The organism is Escherichia sp. E10V5, from assembly GCF_004212315.1.
In the GTDB taxonomy this organism is placed as follows: Bacteria; Pseudomonadota; Gammaproteobacteria; order Enterobacterales; family Enterobacteriaceae; genus Escherichia.
The window spans coordinates 100,089-115,260 of sequence record NZ_RHJM01000006.1 but is presented as its reverse complement, the minus strand read 5'-3'; the positions used below and the strand labels follow the sequence as shown (position 1 = coordinate 115,260).

The window sequence follows — 15,172 nt, the reverse complement described above, 5'->3', positions numbered from 1 at the left end:
CTGACACAGCGGGAATATGCTGTCTTTGGCATCTCCTGCTGAACGTGCTTTTTATCCAGCAGAAAATTCCGTTGAGAAGCTAATTATTGGCACTCCGATAATAAGAAATCGCAAAGAAAAAAATTCTCCGGTGACGCGGTTTTTAACAGGTGTTCTATGCTTGAAATGAGGCGTTCCACACAGAGAGCGCCGACAACAATGAGGTGCGCGTATGGCGACGATCGATTCTATGAATAAGGACACCACACGTTTGAGCGATGGACCCGACTGGACGTTCGACCTGCTGGATGTTTACCTTGCAGAGATAGACCGGGTGGCGAAACTCTATCGGCTGGATACCTACCCGCACCAGATTGAAGTGATCACTTCGGAACAGATGATGGATGCCTACTCCAGCGTCGGCATGCCGATTAACTATCCGCACTGGTCATTCGGTAAAAAGTTTATCGAAACCGAACGTCTGTATAAGCACGGTCAGCAAGGGCTGGCCTATGAAATTGTCATTAACTCTAACCCGTGCATCGCTTACCTGATGGAAGAGAACACCATTACCATGCAGGCGCTGGTGATGGCACACGCCTGCTATGGTCACAACTCTTTCTTCAAAAACAATTACCTGTTTCGCAGCTGGACTGACGCCAGTTCCATTGTCGATTACCTGATTTTTGCCCGTAAATATATTACCGAGTGCGAAGAGCGTTATGGCGTTGATGAAGTAGAAAAGCTGCTGGACTCCTGTCATGCCCTGATGAACTACGGCGTGGACCGGTACAAACGTCCGCAAAAAATCTCTCTCCAGGAGGAAAAAGCCCGGCAGAAAAGTCGCGAGGAGTATCTGCAAAGTCAGGTCAACATGCTGTGGCGTACCCTGCCGAAGCGCGAAGAAGAGAAAACAGTCGCCGAAGCGCGCCGCTATCCTTCCGAGCCGCAAGAAAACCTGCTTTATTTTATGGAGAAAAATGCCCCACTGCTGGAATCATGGCAGCGTGAAATCCTGCGCATCGTGCGAAAGGTGAGCCAGTATTTTTATCCGCAAAAACAGACCCAGGTGATGAATGAAGGCTGGGCGACCTTCTGGCACTATACCATCCTTAACCATCTGTATGATGAAGGGAAAGTAACGGAACGTTTTATGCTGGAGTTTTTGCACAGCCACACCAATGTGGTCTTCCAGCCACCCTATAACAGCCCGTGGTACAGCGGAATAAATCCGTATGCGCTTGGTTTCGCCATGTTCCAGGATATTAAAAGGATTTGTCAGTCGCCAACGGAAGAAGACAAATACTGGTTCCCGGATATCGCCGGTTCTGACTGGCTGGAAACATTGCATTTTGCGATGCGTGATTTCAAAGATGAGAGTTTTATCAGCCAGTTCCTGTCACCGAAAGTGATGCGTGATTTCCGCTTCTTCACTGTGCTGGATGACGATCGCCATAATTATCTGGAAATTTCTGCCATTCATAATGAGGAAGGTTATCGGGAGATCCGTAACCGATTATCGTCGCAATATAACTTAAGTAATCTGGAGCCGAATATTCAGATCTGGAACGTGGATTTACGCGGCGACCGTTCACTGACGCTGCGCTACATTCCGCATAACCGCGCTCCGCTGGACCGGGGGCGTAAAGAGGTGCTGAAGCATGTGCATCGCCTGTGGGGATTTGATGTGATGCTCGAACAGCAAAACGAAGACGGCAGCGTCGAGTTGCTGGAACGTTGCCCGCCAAGAATGGGTAATCTGTAAAAACAACAAAAAACCCCTCGTTTGAGGGGTTTGCTTTTTAAACGGAAGGGATTATCGCCCCTGAATGGCTAAATCACCCGGCAGATTTTTCTGCATCCGGTGCCATATCTCGCCACTCTCATGCCCATAGCGGCGCACTGTTTCGTAAACCTGATCATGCGCGCCTTCAGTGCACAATGCCGATAGCTTGTGATAGAAGCCCAGTGCCAGACTGCGCGCCTCCGGATTAGCGAAATAGTGACGACCAATTCGCGTATACAGCCCTTTCATCCCGTTAATGATCAGACCGTAAATTGGGTTACCGGAAGCAAACGCCAGACCGCGGAAAATGTTGTAATCCAGATCAGCAAAGGCGTCGGCGTGATCGGCCACTTCATTGGCGGTTGCCAACACTTCTTGCGCTTTATCAGGATGCTGACGAAACGCGGTGCGAATAAAAATGGTTGAAATATTGGTACGCACCGACAGCAAATTATCAATAAGCTGCGGCACACTTTCGTGATCCAGTCGCGCAAGCGTCTCAAGAATATTCAACCCGGAGGTTTCCCAGAAATTATTCACCTTCGTCGGTTTGCCGTGTTGAATAGTCAGCCAGCCGTCTCGCGCCAGGCGCTGCAACACTTCGCGTAACGTAGTACGCGTTACGCCAATTAATTCTGAAAGTTCACGTTCTGCGGGCAAAATAGTCCCGGGAGGGAAGCGGTTATTCCAGATACTTTCAATAATGTACTCTTCCGCGAAACCCGCCGGGCTTTGCGCCTTAATGACCATAGTGAGATTTCCATAACACAGCAAAACAAAGTTGCACTCATCATACCAGAGGGCTAATCACGCTGATAGCAGACAAAAAGAAGAAAAAAGGGATCAAGGCTTCATTTTCTGCATCTCTTTCTCCTTGATCATCAATACTTGCCTCACTCCTGCCCGACCGTTAAGCTTTGCGCTTAAACATAAAAACATCATTGATTATTACTAAGGTAAGGGAAACCATCATGGAAATCTCCTGGGGCCGCGCGTTATGGCGCAATTTTTTAGGCCAGTCACCCGACTGGTACAAACTTGCCCTCATCATTTTTTTAATTATTAACCCGCTCATTTTTCTCGTCAGTCCTTTTGTTGCTGGCTGGCTGCTGGTAGCGGAATTTATTTTCACGCTGGCAATGGCCCTGAAGTGCTATCCGCTACTGCCAGGTGGTCTGTTGGCTATCGAAGCCGTATTTATTGGCATGACCAGCGCAGGACATGTTCGGGAAGAGGTGGCTGCAAACCTTGAGGTTTTGCTGCTACTGATGTTTATGGTTGCGGGGATCTATTTTATGAAACAGCTATTGCTGTTCATTTTTACCCGCTTGCTGTTAAGCATTCGCTCCAAAATGCTGTTGTCGCTCTCTTTTTGCATTGCGGCAGCATTTCTCTCCGCGTTCCTTGATGCCTTAACCGTCGTGGCGGTGGTGATCAGCGTCGCTGTCGGTTTTTATGGTATTTATCACCGCGTAGCCTCTTCCCGCACGGAAGATACTGACCTGCAAGACGACAGCCATATCGACAAACATTACAAGGTGGTGCTGGAGCAGTTCCGTGCTTTTCTACGTAGCCTGATGATGCACGCGGGCGTCGGTACCGCATTAGGCGGCGTGATGACTATGGTAGGCGAACCGCAAAACCTGATTATCGCCAAAGCCGCTGGCTGGCATTTTGGCGATTTCTTTCTGCGCATGTCGCCGGTAACCGTTCCGGTCCTGATCGGTGGCATGTTAACCTGCCTGCTGGTGGAAAAAATGCGTTGGTTTGGCTACGGTGAAACACTGCCGGAGAAAGTCCGCGAAGTGCTGCAGCAGTTTGACGATCAAAGCCGCCAACAGCGTACCCGCCAGGATAAAGTTCGCCTGATTGTCCAGGCAGCCATCGGCGTCTGGCTGGTTATCGCGCTGGCACTACATCTGGCAGAAGTTGGCTTAATTGGTTTGTCTGTGATCATTCTGGCGACATCACTGACCGGTGTGACTGATGAACACGCTATCGGCAAAGCCTTCACCGAATCACTTCCGTTTACCGCATTGTTGACGGTCTTTTTCTCGGTAGTTGCGGTGATTATCGACCAGCAATTGTTCTCGCCAATTATTCATTTTGTCCTACAGGCATCGGAACACGCCCAGTTGTCACTGTTCTATATTTTCAACGGCCTGCTGTCATCCATTTCGGATAACGTCTTCGTGGGGACGATTTATATCAACGAAGCGAAGGCAGCTATGGAGAGTGGCGTTATCACCCTGAAGCAATACGAGCTGCTGGCGGTCGCTATTAACACCGGGACCAACCTGCCCTCCGTCGCCACGCCGAACGGCCAGGCAGCATTCTTGTTCCTGCTGACCTCCGCACTCGCGCCATTGATTCGTCTCTCTTATGGTCGCATGGTGTGGATGGCCCTGCCTTATACCCTCGTACTGACTCTCGTCGGACTGCTCTGCGTCGAGTTTACTCTTGCCCCTGTAACCGAATGGTTTATGCAAATGGGGTGGATAGCAACGCTTTGATAACAACTTACCGGGCATATTTATGCCCGGTTTGCCTTTTCGCCCGATAATTGTTCAATTACATCCTATTTTTACTCCCTCCTGGTGGCGCAACGAATGAATTGGTTTAAACTGCGCATTCGATGCATATTGCAGGGAAATTATTATGTTGCGATTTTTGAACCAATGTTCACAAGGCCGGGGGGCGTGGTTGTTAATGGCGTTAACCGCTCTGGCACTGGAACTGACGGCGCTGTGGTTCCAGCATGTGATGTTACTAAAACCTTGCGTGCTCTGTATTTATGAACGTTGTGCGTTATTTGGCGTTCTGGGCGCTGCACTCATTGGCGCCATCGCCCCGAAAACTCCGCTACGTTATGTAGCAATGATTATCTGGTTATACAGTGCGTTCCGCGGTGTGCAGTTAACTTACGAACACACTATGCTTCAACTCTATCCCTCACCGTTTGCGACCTGTGATTTCATGGTTCGCTTCCCGGACTGGCTGCCGCTGGATAAATGGGTGCCACAAGTGTTTGTCGCCTCTGGCGATTGTGCCGAGCGTCAGTGGGAATTTTTAGGTCTGGAAATGCCACAGTGGTTGCTCGGTATTTTTATCGCTTACCTGATTGTCGCGGTGCTGGTGGTGATTTCCCAGCCGTTTAAAGCGAAAAAACGTGATCTGTTTGGTCGCTAATCAATTCGGCGCTCCTGCGGGAGCGTCTTTTTCCTGCCGCTATGTTTATTTGACCCGCAGTAAATCAGAACTTCGCGTTGTATAACGAGGCGAAAGCATGGCACGCTTCATCTGCCATTGTTGCTGGATCCCCTGTCCGGCAAAATAGAGTGTTCTCCTGCCATCCTTAGCATTCAGCATATCCATTACCGCCATCAATTGTTCACTACCGGGACGCGGTGCGTTGTCATCGAACAAATTTAGCTGCGCCACTCCCTGACTGAAAAAATCGCCCAGCATCACTCCCGCTTTTTGGTAGCGATGGCCCGCTTGCCAGATGATGTCCAGGCAGCTCGTAGCCGCGTTAATAATGTCTCTGCTGTCCTGGGTAGGCGTCAGCAGTTTTACCGACGCACTATTACCGTAATAGGATTCATTGAGCGCAAATGGCGACGTTTTAATAAACGTGGAGATAAACCGACAATATTGATGCTCACTGCGGAGTTTTTCTGCCGCCCGGGCGGCGTAACTACAAATGGCCTGCCGCATCGATTCATAATCCGTGATACGTTCGCCAAACGAGCGGGAACAGATAATTTCCTGCTTCGTCGGTGCAAACTCTTCCAGCTGCAAACAGGGTTCGCCGCGCAGTTCACGCACCGTTCTTTCGAGCACGACATTAAAGTGTTTACGAATAAACCGGATATCTGTATCCGCCAAATCCAGAACGGTTTTGATACCCATCGTGTTCAATTTTTTGCTGATGCGCCGTCCAATTCCCCAGACTTCATCTACGGGTAAAGCGGCCATTAATTTACGCTGGCGTTCCAGATTGGATAAATCCACCACCCCACCGGTCTGCCGCTGCCATTTTTTTGCCGCATGATTGGCAAGTTTTGCCAGCGTTTTGGTCTGAGCGATACCCACCCCTACGGTGAGATGCGTTCGTTGCAGTACCGTTGCGCGAATTTCTCTGCCAAAGTCAGTGAGATCGCGGCAGTTACGTACCCCCGTCAAATCGCAGAACGCTTCATCAATACTGTAAATCTCCACGCGAGGAGATAGCTCTTCCAGCGTCGACATCACCCGATTGCTCATGTCTGCGTAAAGCTCATAATTGCTGCTAAAGCAGACAACGCCACAGCGACGAAACAGCTCTTTTTGTTTGAACCAGGGATCGCCCATTTTAACGCCCAGCGCCTTTGCCTCAGCGTTTCGGGCAATAACGCAACCGTCATTATTCGATAGCACAACCACCGGTTTACCCCATAAGTCAGGGCGAAACACCGCTTCACAACTGGCATAAAACGAGTTCACATCGCAAAGGGCAAACATCAGCGCATCGCCTTTATTACATGGACAACTACGCCAAAGACATCCAGCGTATCCTCGCTGCCGAGGGTAATCGGCGAGTACGCGCTATTCATGGGAATAAGCTGTACCGTCGGGCGCAACTGCAATTTTTTCACCGTAAACTCGCCATCGACAGCAGCGATGACGATATCACCGTGGCTGGCGGTAATAGCGCTATCGACAATCAATAAATCACCGTCACTAATCCCACCGTCAATCATGGAGTCTCCGCTCGCTTTGACGAAGTAAGTCGCGCTGGGATGCTGAATAAGCAATTGATTCAGATCGATACGCTGTTCAACGTAATCCGCTGCCGGTGAAGGAAAGCCACACTGAACAAGATCGCTAAATAGCGGAAAAGTCACAATTTCGCGGAGATCCGCAGGCTTGATAAACAACATAATAATCTGCCTGAAGTTATACTGTTTTTATATACAGTAGTCTGTTCTTGCCAGCAGATCAATACTGATTCAGGCTATCAATATCTGTCGCTGCGTAGGCTGCTCCTTAAGGATTGCCGCCCCACTGTTAACCGTCTGAACGCGGTATGGATATGTCGGTAAGCATTACCTAAAAATACGGTTAATTTTATAGTTTAAACCTTTTTTAGTTATTAGTAAGATACCTGTGCTTCCAAAAAAGCTGGGAAATTCAACGACTCTTGGAAATTTTTGGACCTTGTCCCGCGGCTACAATCCGACAGCCGCGTTTCTTTTTACTATCTAACCCACCGTAAACCTACCTACGGACCTTGCTCTACGGCTCATCCTGTACCCGTGTGATCCTGGCCACGTAATGAATGGATAGCAGTGACTTATCCGGTTACGACATCAACCAGTTCTTTGGTTTCATCACTTTGGACTCTGCCCACCACAATAAATCTGAGAAGATGGACAACGAGAGCAATAACACAGACCATAAATAAGCCTCAAAAAAAATAATAAAAGAAGCCATTTGTTTTATTAACAACGAGGATTTAATGATCAATAGAATTACAGATGTTTTAGTTAATGGGATATCTTCGATATTAAAATGACATAAAGAGTAGTTATTATTTTCCTGACACATTGTTCCCGGTGGCGGCCTTCAAGATGGTCATTGATAATGATCAAGTCAATAATATCTTCCGATATTTATATTTTTATCGTGAAGCGTTTTTACTATAGCGCTAAAGTTTATCGATCAGCTAAAGACACGTTACCATGGATTAACAGTATGAATGGAGTTTTTTCAGCACGGCGTGATATTAATCACGCCAGAGTTGGATAATGAAAAGCAATATGACAGACGAGAAGTTAATGCAGGACTTTTCCATGAGTGGGGGGGAGTTGCGTAACGTTGGGTATTTACGCTCAGGAAGATGGGGGTATTTATTATGTTGAAAATCATAGGGTAGATCAGGATCTTGCTGTGGCCTATCCTGCTCAGGTAGTAGCATTCTACGGCGAATCCATCGCCTGATGGCGCTTCTTTGTCCACTGTCATTTGCATTATTGTAGAGTAAACATAGACTGGAATTGAACAATCTCACGTAATCAGAATCACCCATTCTCAGTTTCAACCGCCAGTGCATAGCGCTAAATAAAGCTAACAATATAAAAGGACTTTATGAATTTTTTACATATTCTACAAGCATATTCACGAGTATTTTTATATCAACTACCTGTATCTCGGATATATAACGGCGTCGTTTGATGTCCGAATTTACCGTCTTTCATTTTATACCCACCAGAACACCTGAGTAGAATAAGCATGCATGTTCAGGCAGTCTAATAAATGTGTCCATTGGTTACGGCATTTAAATTATTGTCATACCGTAGATTATCTTTTTTCGCGTGCTGCAATTTACTTAGAAACAGCGATGACGCTCTCACTTTTTAGCTCGAAAATTTTTTGCAGGATTCAGGATTAATACGTCAGCCCACCAGTACAAAATATTTCATACTTCCAATATACCGCCAGCCCAAACTTCATCGTGGCACTCTGGCGACACGTCTGGGAAATCGGTTCATTTCTTCCCGGGTAGCAAATCGCTAATACACTGTGCGCCAGACCTTGTTATTGATGACCAGAAAACCGCAAGGACCATTTTCGCGGCGGTTTGACTGATGCGGATTATTGCGCCCAGTCAGGTTTATTTAAGATATGGTCCTGCCAGTCAATCACTTCCGACTCTTTCACCGCGATATGGCGCACTGAAATGCGTTCGCCATGCATGGCTGCTTTTGAACCGGTAAGTAGCGGATGCCACGCAGGTAAATCTTTACCCTCCGCCAACAAGCGATAAGCACAAGTCATCGGTAGCCATTCGAACGTGGGCAGATTTTCACGAGTTAATTTAATGCAGTCGGGTTCAAACTCGAAGCGGCGTTCGTAGTTCCGACATTGACAGGTTTTAATATTGAGCTGACGGCAGGCAACGTTAGTGAAGTAGATTTCGTCGGTGTCCTCATCCATCAGTTTATGCAGGCAGCACTGACCACAACCATCACACAACGACTCCCATTCTGCATCGCTCATTTCGTCCAGGGTTTTACTTTGCCAGAAAGGTATATCGCTCATCAGGTGTTCCACCATTACGTTAAAACGCACCTTATAACCAGTCTGGCACGGCGATGCAAGCTTTGCCGCCCCTTTCAGGCGGCAAAAGTATTACAAAACGCGAGTTGTCAAAGAATGACCGCCGAAAGTAACCGTCAATTCATCGCCACTGTGCAGCGGACCAACACCATCAGGCGTGCCTGTCAGCACAACGTCACCGGCCTTAAGGGTAAAAAACTTGCTCATATAAGCAATCAGTGGAACGATTTTGTGGATCATGTCCGCAGTCGTACCTTGTTGGCGTTGTTCGCCGTTTACACTTAGACCCAGCGACGTATTTTGTGGATCACCGCTGAACTCTGCTGCAGGAATAAACCCGGAAAGTGGACACGAGTTATCAAACCCTTTGGCCTTTTCCCACGGCTGTCCGGCTTTCTTCATTTTTCCCTGAACATCACGTAATGTCAGATCGAGCGCCACACCGTAACCTGCAATAGCTTTGCGCACATGCTCTTCCGTGGCCTGACGTAGCGTCGCGCCAATCAACACCGCCAGTTCAACTTCATGATGAACCGAGCCGAAATTAGAGGGGATAGCCAGGGGCTGGCGCAGATCACACAGTGCCGTTTCAGGTTTAATAAACAACACGGGCTCTTCGGGCACTTCACTCCCCATCTCTTTAATATGTTTGGCATAGTTACTGCCAACACAGACGACCTTACTCACCGGATAATCCAGCAGCGCACCTTGCCAGTTGTGATGTTGATACATAACGTTCCTCTCACTTCATCGTGGTTCTTAAAACCCGCTCCAACGAATATGATGCCACCGCCGGATATCGGTTATTTGTCAGTACTGTCTGTATTTTTCGCCATCACAGAAAGATGTTGTTTAAGCAAATCCTCAGGTGGTGGTGGTAACTGGAGATAATAACCTTGCTCGGCTAATGCCTGTTTAACTTTCTCAATATCGGCATTTACCAGTTTTTTCCGCCCATCCAATGGCAGAATCATCGCGAGTTGAGGTTGGCCAAACCCTTTCATCAGCTCCTCTGGAACACGCGAAAAATCGTCTTTTTTTTCGACATATAAATAGGTCTGGTCACGTTTGCTACTTCGATAGATCACACAAAACATAATTTTACTCTGAATAAATGTGGGGGTGACTTGCCTCAATATAATCCAGACTATAACATGCCTGATAGTCTTCGTAATATCATCGCTCGCTGATGATGATAATTAGCTAATTGAGTAAGGCCAGGATGTCAAACACGCCAATCGAGCTTAAAGGTAGCAACTTCACCTTATCCGTGGTTCATCTGCATGAGGCAGAGCCTAAGATTATTCATCAAGCGCTGGAAGACAAAATCGTTCAGGCCCCGGCATTTTTAAAACATGCACCCGTCGTACTCAATGTCAGTGGCCTCGAAGAACGGGTCAACTGGTCAGCAATGCACAAAGCTATCTCAGCAACTGGCTTGCGGATAATTGGCGTCAGCGGTTGCAAAAATGCGAAACTGAAAGCTGAAATAGAAAAGATGGGGCTACCAATCCTGACTGAAGGAAAGGAAAAAGCGCCACGTTCAGCTCCCGTTCCCCAGGCTCCAGCGCAAAATACGATCCCGGACACAAAAACACGTTTAATAGATACTCCTGTACGTTCCGGTCAGCGCATTTATGCTCCACAATGTGATTTGATTGTTACAAGTAATGTAAGTGCAGGAGCAGAATTGATCGCAGATGGTAACATTCATATCTATGGCATGATGCGCGGTCGTGCGCTGGCCGGGGCAAGTGGTGACCGGGAAGCGCAAATATTTTGTACTAACCTGATGGCCGAACTAGTATCTATTGCTGGTGAATACTGGCTGAGTGATAAAATCCCAGTAGAATTTTATGGCAAAGCGGCACGGCTGCAATTAGTCGAAAACGCTTTGACCGTTCAATCGTTAAATTGATCCCTTTTTAACAAGGAATTTTTATGGCACGCATTATTGTTGTTACTTCGGGGAAAGGGGGCGTTGGAAAGACCACCTCCAGCGCGGCCATCGCCACTGGTTTGGCCCAGAAGGGAAAGAAAACTGTCGTGATCGATTTTGATATCGGCTTGCGTAACCTCGACCTGATTATGGGTTGTGAGCGTCGGGTCGTGTACGATTTCGTCAACGTCATTCAGGGCGATGCAACGCTAAATCAGGCGCTAATTAAGGATAAGCGTACTGATAACCTCTACATTCTCCCGGCATCGCAAACTCGCGATAAAGATGCCCTCACCCGCGAAGGGGTGGCCAAAGTTCTTGATGACCTAAAAGCGATGGACTTTGAGTTTATCGTTTGTGACTCACCGGCGGGTATTGAAACCGGTGCATTAATGGCTCTTTATTTCGCTGATGAAGCCATTATTACCACGAACCCGGAAGTCTCATCAGTTCGTGACTCTGACCGTATTTTAGGTATTCTGGCGTCGAAATCACGTCGCGCAGAAAACGGCGAAGAACCCATTAAAGAGCACCTGCTGTTAACGCGCTATAACCCTGGTCGCGTGCACAAAGGAGACATGCTGAGTATGGAAGACGTGCTGGAAATCCTGCGCATCAAACTCGTCGGTGTGATCCCAGAGGATCAATCCGTATTGCGCGCCTCTAACCAGGGTGAACCGGTCATTCTCGACATCAATGCCGATGCGGGTAAAGCCTACGCAGATACCGTAGAACGCCTGTTGGGTGAAGAACGCCCTTTCCGCTTCATTGAAGAAGAGAAGAAAGGCTTCCTCAAACGCTTGTTCGGAGGATAAGTTATGGCATTACTCGATTTCTTTCTCTCACGGAAGAAAAACACGGCCAACATTGCAAAAGAACGGCTGCAGATTATTGTTGCTGAACGTCGTCGCAGCGATGCAGAACCACACTATCTGCCGCAGTTGCGTAAAGATATTCTTGATGTCATTTGTAAATACGTACAAATTGATCCCGAGATGGTGACCGTACAGCTTGAGCAAAAGGATGGCGATATTTCCATTCTTGAGCTTAACGTGACCTTACCAGAAGCAGAAGAGCTGAAATAAGCTGTATTAGCTCAAACCTGATCTGACAGTTACCGGTTGTTTATACTGGTATCTGTCAGATTGCATTTGGTCTAAATTTTGTTCTCCCCTTCTATTGTCAGCTCAAATCGCCGCTAATTCACACTATTGCCACCAGAGCGAAATTACTTATCCTGCCTTTTTTGATAAATATTTTTTACATTTAAATCACACAACAATATTGATATTTCAGATCGCATAACCTTTACAATACCATGTTAACACCTGATGACATTTCTTGAAGAAAATATTTCAAATCAATGAGTTAATCCTTATTTAAGATTATTCCCATTCAAGCATAAAACACAATTACTATTATACCATTCGCGCTCATTTTGAATTATCTGAATAATAGCGAGCGTTCTTTAGTTAAGTGAATATTAATTAAAGACGAAATTATTGTGTGTGCAACTTACTTAATACCGGACATCTAAGTTGAAGAAAAAAATACTCGCCTTCGGGCTTATCTCAGCATTGTTCTGCTCCGCACCAGCAATGGCGGATATGAATCGCACCACGAAAGGTGCGCTGTTAGGTGCAGGCGTAGGTTTACTGACTGGCAATGGCGTTAATGGTGTGCTGAAAGGCGCTGCTGTGGGCGCTGGTGTTGGTGCAGTAACTGAAAAAGGTCGTGACGGTAAAAATGCCCGCAAAGGTGCGAAAGTGGGTGCTGCCGTTGGTGCAGTCACTGGCGTGTTGACCGGCAATGGTCTGGAAGGCGCGATTAAAGGTGCTGTAGTTGGCGGCACAGGTGGTGCCATTCTGGGTAAAATGAAATAAGGAATGATAATGAAAAAATTTGCATTACTGGCTGGTCTGTTTGTTTTCGCACCAATGAGCTGGGCGCAGGACTACAATATTAAGAACGGTTTGCCAGCAGAAACCTATATTACTTGTGCTGAAGCCAACGAAATGGCAAAAACTGACAGCGCACAGGTTGCAGAAATTGTGGCTGTAATGGGTAACGCCAGCGTTACGAGCCGTGATTTAAAGATCGAGCAATCTCCGGAACTCAGTGGCAAAGTGGTAGAAAAACTGAACCAGGTTTGTGCTAAAGATCCGCAAATGCTGTTAATTACCGCCATTGATGACACCATGCGTGCCATTGGCAAAAAATAATCATTAATGCAGTACCGCGCCGATTGATTCGGCGCGTTTTTTAGCAGGCGAAGGAATCAGAACTTATATTTCAATCCCACCATAACTGCGGTGTCATTGTAGCCATTATCACCGAGTTGAACGCCAACATTTCCCCAGACGCTGGCCGCTGAATTCAGATTGCCATTTACGCCAAGTTTAATTTCCCCCTGATTACGCGCACTGCCAGCAACTCATTTAGCCGTTTTCTGACAGTGATAACAGAAGGATTAAGGCTGATCCCTATGGCTAACGAGTTTTTCCCTTAACCGATTAACCACATTGATCGCCAACCAAACCAACGCATTTAGCAAATTTATAGTAACAAGCACTTCTCCCCGCCAGGTGCTGGGTTTGGCAAAAAGGATAACCAGGAAAGTGATTAGCATAAATGCAATGGAGAAAATGATATATAAAGTAAAATAATCCAGATTATTACTCTTGTTCATGCTACTGATGGTAATCCTGTCAAAAATTTCAGACAATTATAGCAAACAAAATAATGAACAATAGTAACAAGACGAAACGAGCTAATTAGCTGTCTATAATTACGTCACCTCACGCTCAGGCGATCATTTTTCACTCAACCACCACTTTCACCTTCGGTTTTGAGAGAATAATTTTGACCAGCTCAATATATGTCACTGGTTTATAGAAATAGTATCCCTGTTGGAACGTGATGTTGTTTTGGTTCAGGTAATCGAGCTGCTCCTTCGTCTCAACACCTTCAGCGACAATACTGATAGAAAGTTTGCGCGCCAGATCCAGCACGCAGTCTAGGATCCGGGTGGAATCTGGATCTGCGTTGACCCGCCCGACGAAGCTGTGATCAATCTTAATATAATCAATATGTAGATCATGGAGATAAGAAAGCCCCGAGTATCCAGTACCAAAATCATCCAGTGCGATGACAAAACCATTTTCATGCAAAATGTTTAGTCGCTGGACCAGACTTTCATCAACATGCAAAGGCTCACGCTCAGTGACTTCAAGCACGAGATTCAAATCACGGCGCGTGAAGCTGTCCTTGTATTTCAGGCATTCTTCAACAAATGTCGGCGAAATAATATGCGAGGCGCTGAAATTTATCCCAACGTGAAAACCTTCTGGCAGTTTACTTTCGATCGCATTCATTTGTTTGGCGACCTGGCTCATCAAACTTTGGGTGAGCGGAACTATCAACCCTGATTTTTCAGCAAGAGGAATGAAAGCCGCAGGAGAGATATATCCTCCCCGAGGGTGTTTCCAGCGGGCAAGGACTTCCACGCCGCGTAACGTCCCTTCCAGCCCATTTACCACTGGTTGATAAAAAGGCACAATTTCACCGTTATGTATTGCCCGCCGCAGGATCTCTTCCGGTGTCGCGCTTTTGTTGAAATATTTATCAAGCAGGAAGACAACGGCGCAGGAAATCAACAAAATGAATATCAAAATCCCCAGACCTTTATCGATAAGTCTGCTAAAGCTAAATAGAGGCGGCTGGTTATAAATAATACTGAAATGATATTTTGTGGAACTGACTCGCCCAGAAAAATGATTTTTACCATTGAGAGCTGTCACATCTCCCGACGGGCCAATAATGCTACCGCCAACGAGTAAAGTATATTTCGCCCCCTTCAACGGCACATTGAGCGCGCCACGAATATGTTGATCGCTAATAGTCACCAAAACTCGGGTATCTGCGAACTGATTCTGATAAAGCAAAATGGGCATTTTATTAACAGTATCGATTGCCGGAGCTAGCAGTAAATTGCTTTCAGGAATCACGGGTATACGTGATAGCAGTACGCGGTTCCCCGGCAGTGAAGTACACCAGACCGCATCTTGTTTGAGAATGATGATCGTACGCAGATGTGGCTTGAGCGCTGCTTCTGTACCTAGTTGATATTGTTCATCCAGATCACACCCTTTTCTGGCTATTTCCCGTACCGTTTGAATCGCCTGTGACGCTTCCTCAAGTATATAATTGATATTGTTTGCGGCATATCTCGCCCCTGCCAGGCTCTCCGCTTTTGCGGAATACCAGAGCTGGATGTTCAAAATAGAGACGCCGGTAATAAACAGGCAAACCGCAGCGAGGATAGGGATAAGTGTATTGCGCATCTGCGTGTCCCTGACAACAGGTTA

16 protein-coding genes and 1 pseudogene are annotated in these 15,172 nt (G+C 46.8%); 8 read left to right on the top strand and 9 right to left on the bottom strand.

Features of this window, described 5'->3' with window-relative positions; translation table 11 throughout:
* Window positions 1-211 precede the first annotated feature (211 nt).
* Entirely contained in the window at window positions 212-1,744 is a 1,533-nt protein-coding gene (locus tag D9738_RS05250) for a SpoVR family protein (protein WP_130205627.1), read from the top strand.
* Window positions 1,745-1,795: 51 nt separating this feature from the next.
* Here D9738_RS05250 and fadR read toward each other — a convergent pair whose 3' ends face one another.
* Window positions 1,796-2,515 carry a fatty acid metabolism transcriptional regulator FadR gene (gene fadR, locus D9738_RS05245; protein WP_130205625.1) on the bottom strand — a complete coding sequence of 240 codons (720 nt, stop codon included), beginning with the start codon at window positions 2,513-2,515 and terminating at the stop codon, window positions 1,796-1,798.
* Window positions 2,516-2,736: 221 nt separating this feature from the next.
* Between fadR and nhaB the strand changes: the two genes are divergently transcribed.
* Both nhaB and dsbB read left to right on the top strand, forming a co-directional pair.
* Window positions 2,737-4,278: a Na(+)/H(+) antiporter NhaB gene (gene nhaB, locus D9738_RS05240; RefSeq protein WP_130259690.1), complete on the top strand. Its 1,542-nt coding sequence runs from the start codon at window positions 2,737-2,739 to the stop codon at window positions 4,276-4,278.
* A 145-nt stretch (window positions 4,279-4,423) separates the two neighbouring features.
* Window positions 4,424-4,954, top strand: coding sequence for a disulfide bond formation protein DsbB (gene dsbB, locus D9738_RS05235; protein ID WP_130205621.1), 531 nt, complete (start codon window positions 4,424-4,426; stop codon window positions 4,952-4,954).
* A 45-nt stretch (window positions 4,955-4,999) separates the two neighbouring features.
* Here the strand turns inward: dsbB and umuC are convergent, their stop codons facing one another.
* From umuC to D9738_RS05205, 5 genes are all read right to left on the bottom strand, one after another.
* Window positions 5,000-6,268: a DNA polymerase V catalytic protein gene (umuC, locus tag D9738_RS05230; RefSeq protein WP_130259689.1), complete on the bottom strand. Its 1,269-nt coding sequence runs from the start codon at window positions 6,266-6,268 to the stop codon at window positions 5,000-5,002.
* Window positions 6,268-6,687 carry a translesion error-prone DNA polymerase V autoproteolytic subunit gene (locus tag D9738_RS05225; protein ID WP_130205617.1) on the bottom strand — a complete coding sequence of 140 codons (420 nt, stop codon included), beginning with the start codon at window positions 6,685-6,687 and terminating at the stop codon, window positions 6,268-6,270. Before D9738_RS05225 ends, umuC begins: the two co-directional genes overlap by 1 nt.
* A gap of 1,714 nt (window positions 6,688-8,401) precedes the next feature.
* Window positions 8,402-8,848, bottom strand: coding sequence for a YcgN family cysteine cluster protein (locus tag D9738_RS05215; RefSeq protein ID WP_205712811.1), 447 nt, complete (start codon window positions 8,846-8,848; stop codon window positions 8,402-8,404).
* Window positions 8,849-8,938: 90 nt separating this feature from the next.
* Window positions 8,939-9,598: a fumarylacetoacetate hydrolase family protein gene (locus tag D9738_RS05210; protein ID WP_130205613.1), complete on the bottom strand. Its 660-nt coding sequence runs from the start codon at window positions 9,596-9,598 to the stop codon at window positions 8,939-8,941.
* Window positions 9,599-9,669: 71 nt separating this feature from the next.
* Window positions 9,670-9,963, bottom strand: a complete 294-nt coding sequence (locus tag D9738_RS05205; RefSeq protein ID WP_130205736.1) for a YcgL domain-containing protein — start codon at window positions 9,961-9,963, stop codon at window positions 9,670-9,672.
* 125 nt (window positions 9,964-10,088) lie between these two features.
* On the opposite strand from D9738_RS05205, the gene minC reads away from it, so the two are divergent.
* The 5 genes from minC (at window position 10,089) to D9738_RS05180 (ending at window position 13,027) form a co-directional block, all read left to right on the top strand.
* Window positions 10,089-10,784, top strand: coding sequence for a septum site-determining protein MinC (minC, locus tag D9738_RS05200; protein ID WP_130259688.1), 696 nt, complete (start codon window positions 10,089-10,091; stop codon window positions 10,782-10,784).
* Between the two features lie 23 nt (window positions 10,785-10,807).
* On the top strand, window positions 10,808-11,620 hold the full coding sequence (gene minD / locus D9738_RS05195) for a septum site-determining protein MinD (protein ID WP_000101043.1): 813 nt from the start codon (window positions 10,808-10,810) through the stop codon (window positions 11,618-11,620).
* 3 nt (window positions 11,621-11,623) lie between these two features.
* Complete coding sequence (minE, locus tag D9738_RS05190; RefSeq protein WP_001185664.1) at window positions 11,624-11,890, top strand: cell division topological specificity factor MinE; 267 nt, start codon at window positions 11,624-11,626, stop codon at window positions 11,888-11,890.
* 453 nt (window positions 11,891-12,343) lie between these two features.
* Entirely contained in the window at window positions 12,344-12,688 is a 345-nt protein-coding gene (locus D9738_RS05185; RefSeq protein WP_130205610.1) for a YMGG-like glycine zipper-containing protein, read from the top strand.
* 3 nt (window positions 12,689-12,691) lie between these two features.
* Entirely contained in the window at window positions 12,692-13,027 is a 336-nt protein-coding gene (locus tag D9738_RS05180) for a YmgD family protein (RefSeq protein WP_165383319.1), read from the top strand.
* Window positions 13,028-13,083: 56 nt separating this feature from the next.
* On the opposite strand, the pseudogene D9738_RS05175 reads toward D9738_RS05180, so the two are convergent.
* The 3 genes and pseudogenes from D9738_RS05175 to D9738_RS05165 all read right to left on the bottom strand — a co-directional run.
* Window positions 13,084-13,227 (bottom strand): annotated as a pseudogene (locus D9738_RS05175) (autotransporter outer membrane beta-barrel domain-containing protein); the annotation flags it as partial.
* A gap of 48 nt (window positions 13,228-13,275) precedes the next feature.
* A complete protein-coding gene (gene ymgF / locus D9738_RS05170; protein WP_130259686.1) occupies window positions 13,276-13,494 on the bottom strand; it encodes a cell division-associated protein YmgF in 219 nt (72 codons plus the stop codon).
* A gap of 130 nt (window positions 13,495-13,624) precedes the next feature.
* On the bottom strand, window positions 13,625-15,148 hold the full coding sequence (locus D9738_RS05165; RefSeq protein ID WP_130205605.1) for a cyclic diguanylate phosphodiesterase: 1,524 nt from the start codon (window positions 15,146-15,148) through the stop codon (window positions 13,625-13,627).
* Window positions 15,149-15,172: the final 24 nt, after the last annotated feature.

Coding starts and splice junctions, on each gene's coding strand:
- D9738_RS05215 (WP_205712811.1), bottom strand. CDS start 8,848: ATGAGCGATATACCTTTCTGGCAAAGTAAAACCCTGGACGAAATGAGC.
- nhaB (WP_130259690.1), top strand. CDS start 2,737: ATGGAAATCTCCTGGGGCCGCGCGTTATGGCGCAATTTTTTAGGCCAG.
- dsbB (WP_130205621.1), top strand. CDS start 4,424: ATGTTGCGATTTTTGAACCAATGTTCACAAGGCCGGGGGGCGTGGTTG.
- D9738_RS05225 (WP_130205617.1), bottom strand. CDS start 6,687: ATGTTGTTTATCAAGCCTGCGGATCTCCGCGAAATTGTGACTTTTCCG.
- D9738_RS05180 (WP_165383319.1), top strand. CDS start 12,692: ATGATAATGAAAAAATTTGCATTACTGGCTGGTCTGTTTGTTTTCGCA.
- D9738_RS05210 (WP_130205613.1), bottom strand. CDS start 9,598: ATGTATCAACATCACAACTGGCAAGGTGCGCTGCTGGATTATCCGGTG.
- minC (WP_130259688.1), top strand. CDS start 10,089: ATGTCAAACACGCCAATCGAGCTTAAAGGTAGCAACTTCACCTTATCC.
- D9738_RS05205 (WP_130205736.1), bottom strand. CDS start 9,963: ATGTTTTGTGTGATCTATCGAAGTAGCAAACGTGACCAGACCTATTTA.
- ymgF (WP_130259686.1), bottom strand. CDS start 13,494: ATGAACAAGAGTAATAATCTGGATTATTTTACTTTATATATCATTTTC.
- umuC (WP_130259689.1), bottom strand. CDS start 6,268: ATGTTTGCCCTTTGCGATGTGAACTCGTTTTATGCCAGTTGTGAAGCG.
- minD (WP_000101043.1), top strand. CDS start 10,808: ATGGCACGCATTATTGTTGTTACTTCGGGGAAAGGGGGCGTTGGAAAG.
- minE (WP_001185664.1), top strand. CDS start 11,624: ATGGCATTACTCGATTTCTTTCTCTCACGGAAGAAAAACACGGCCAAC.
- fadR (WP_130205625.1), bottom strand. CDS start 2,515: ATGGTCATTAAGGCGCAAAGCCCGGCGGGTTTCGCGGAAGAGTACATT.
- D9738_RS05250 (WP_130205627.1), top strand. CDS start 212: ATGGCGACGATCGATTCTATGAATAAGGACACCACACGTTTGAGCGAT.
- D9738_RS05165 (WP_130205605.1), bottom strand. CDS start 15,148: ATGCGCAATACACTTATCCCTATCCTCGCTGCGGTTTGCCTGTTTATT.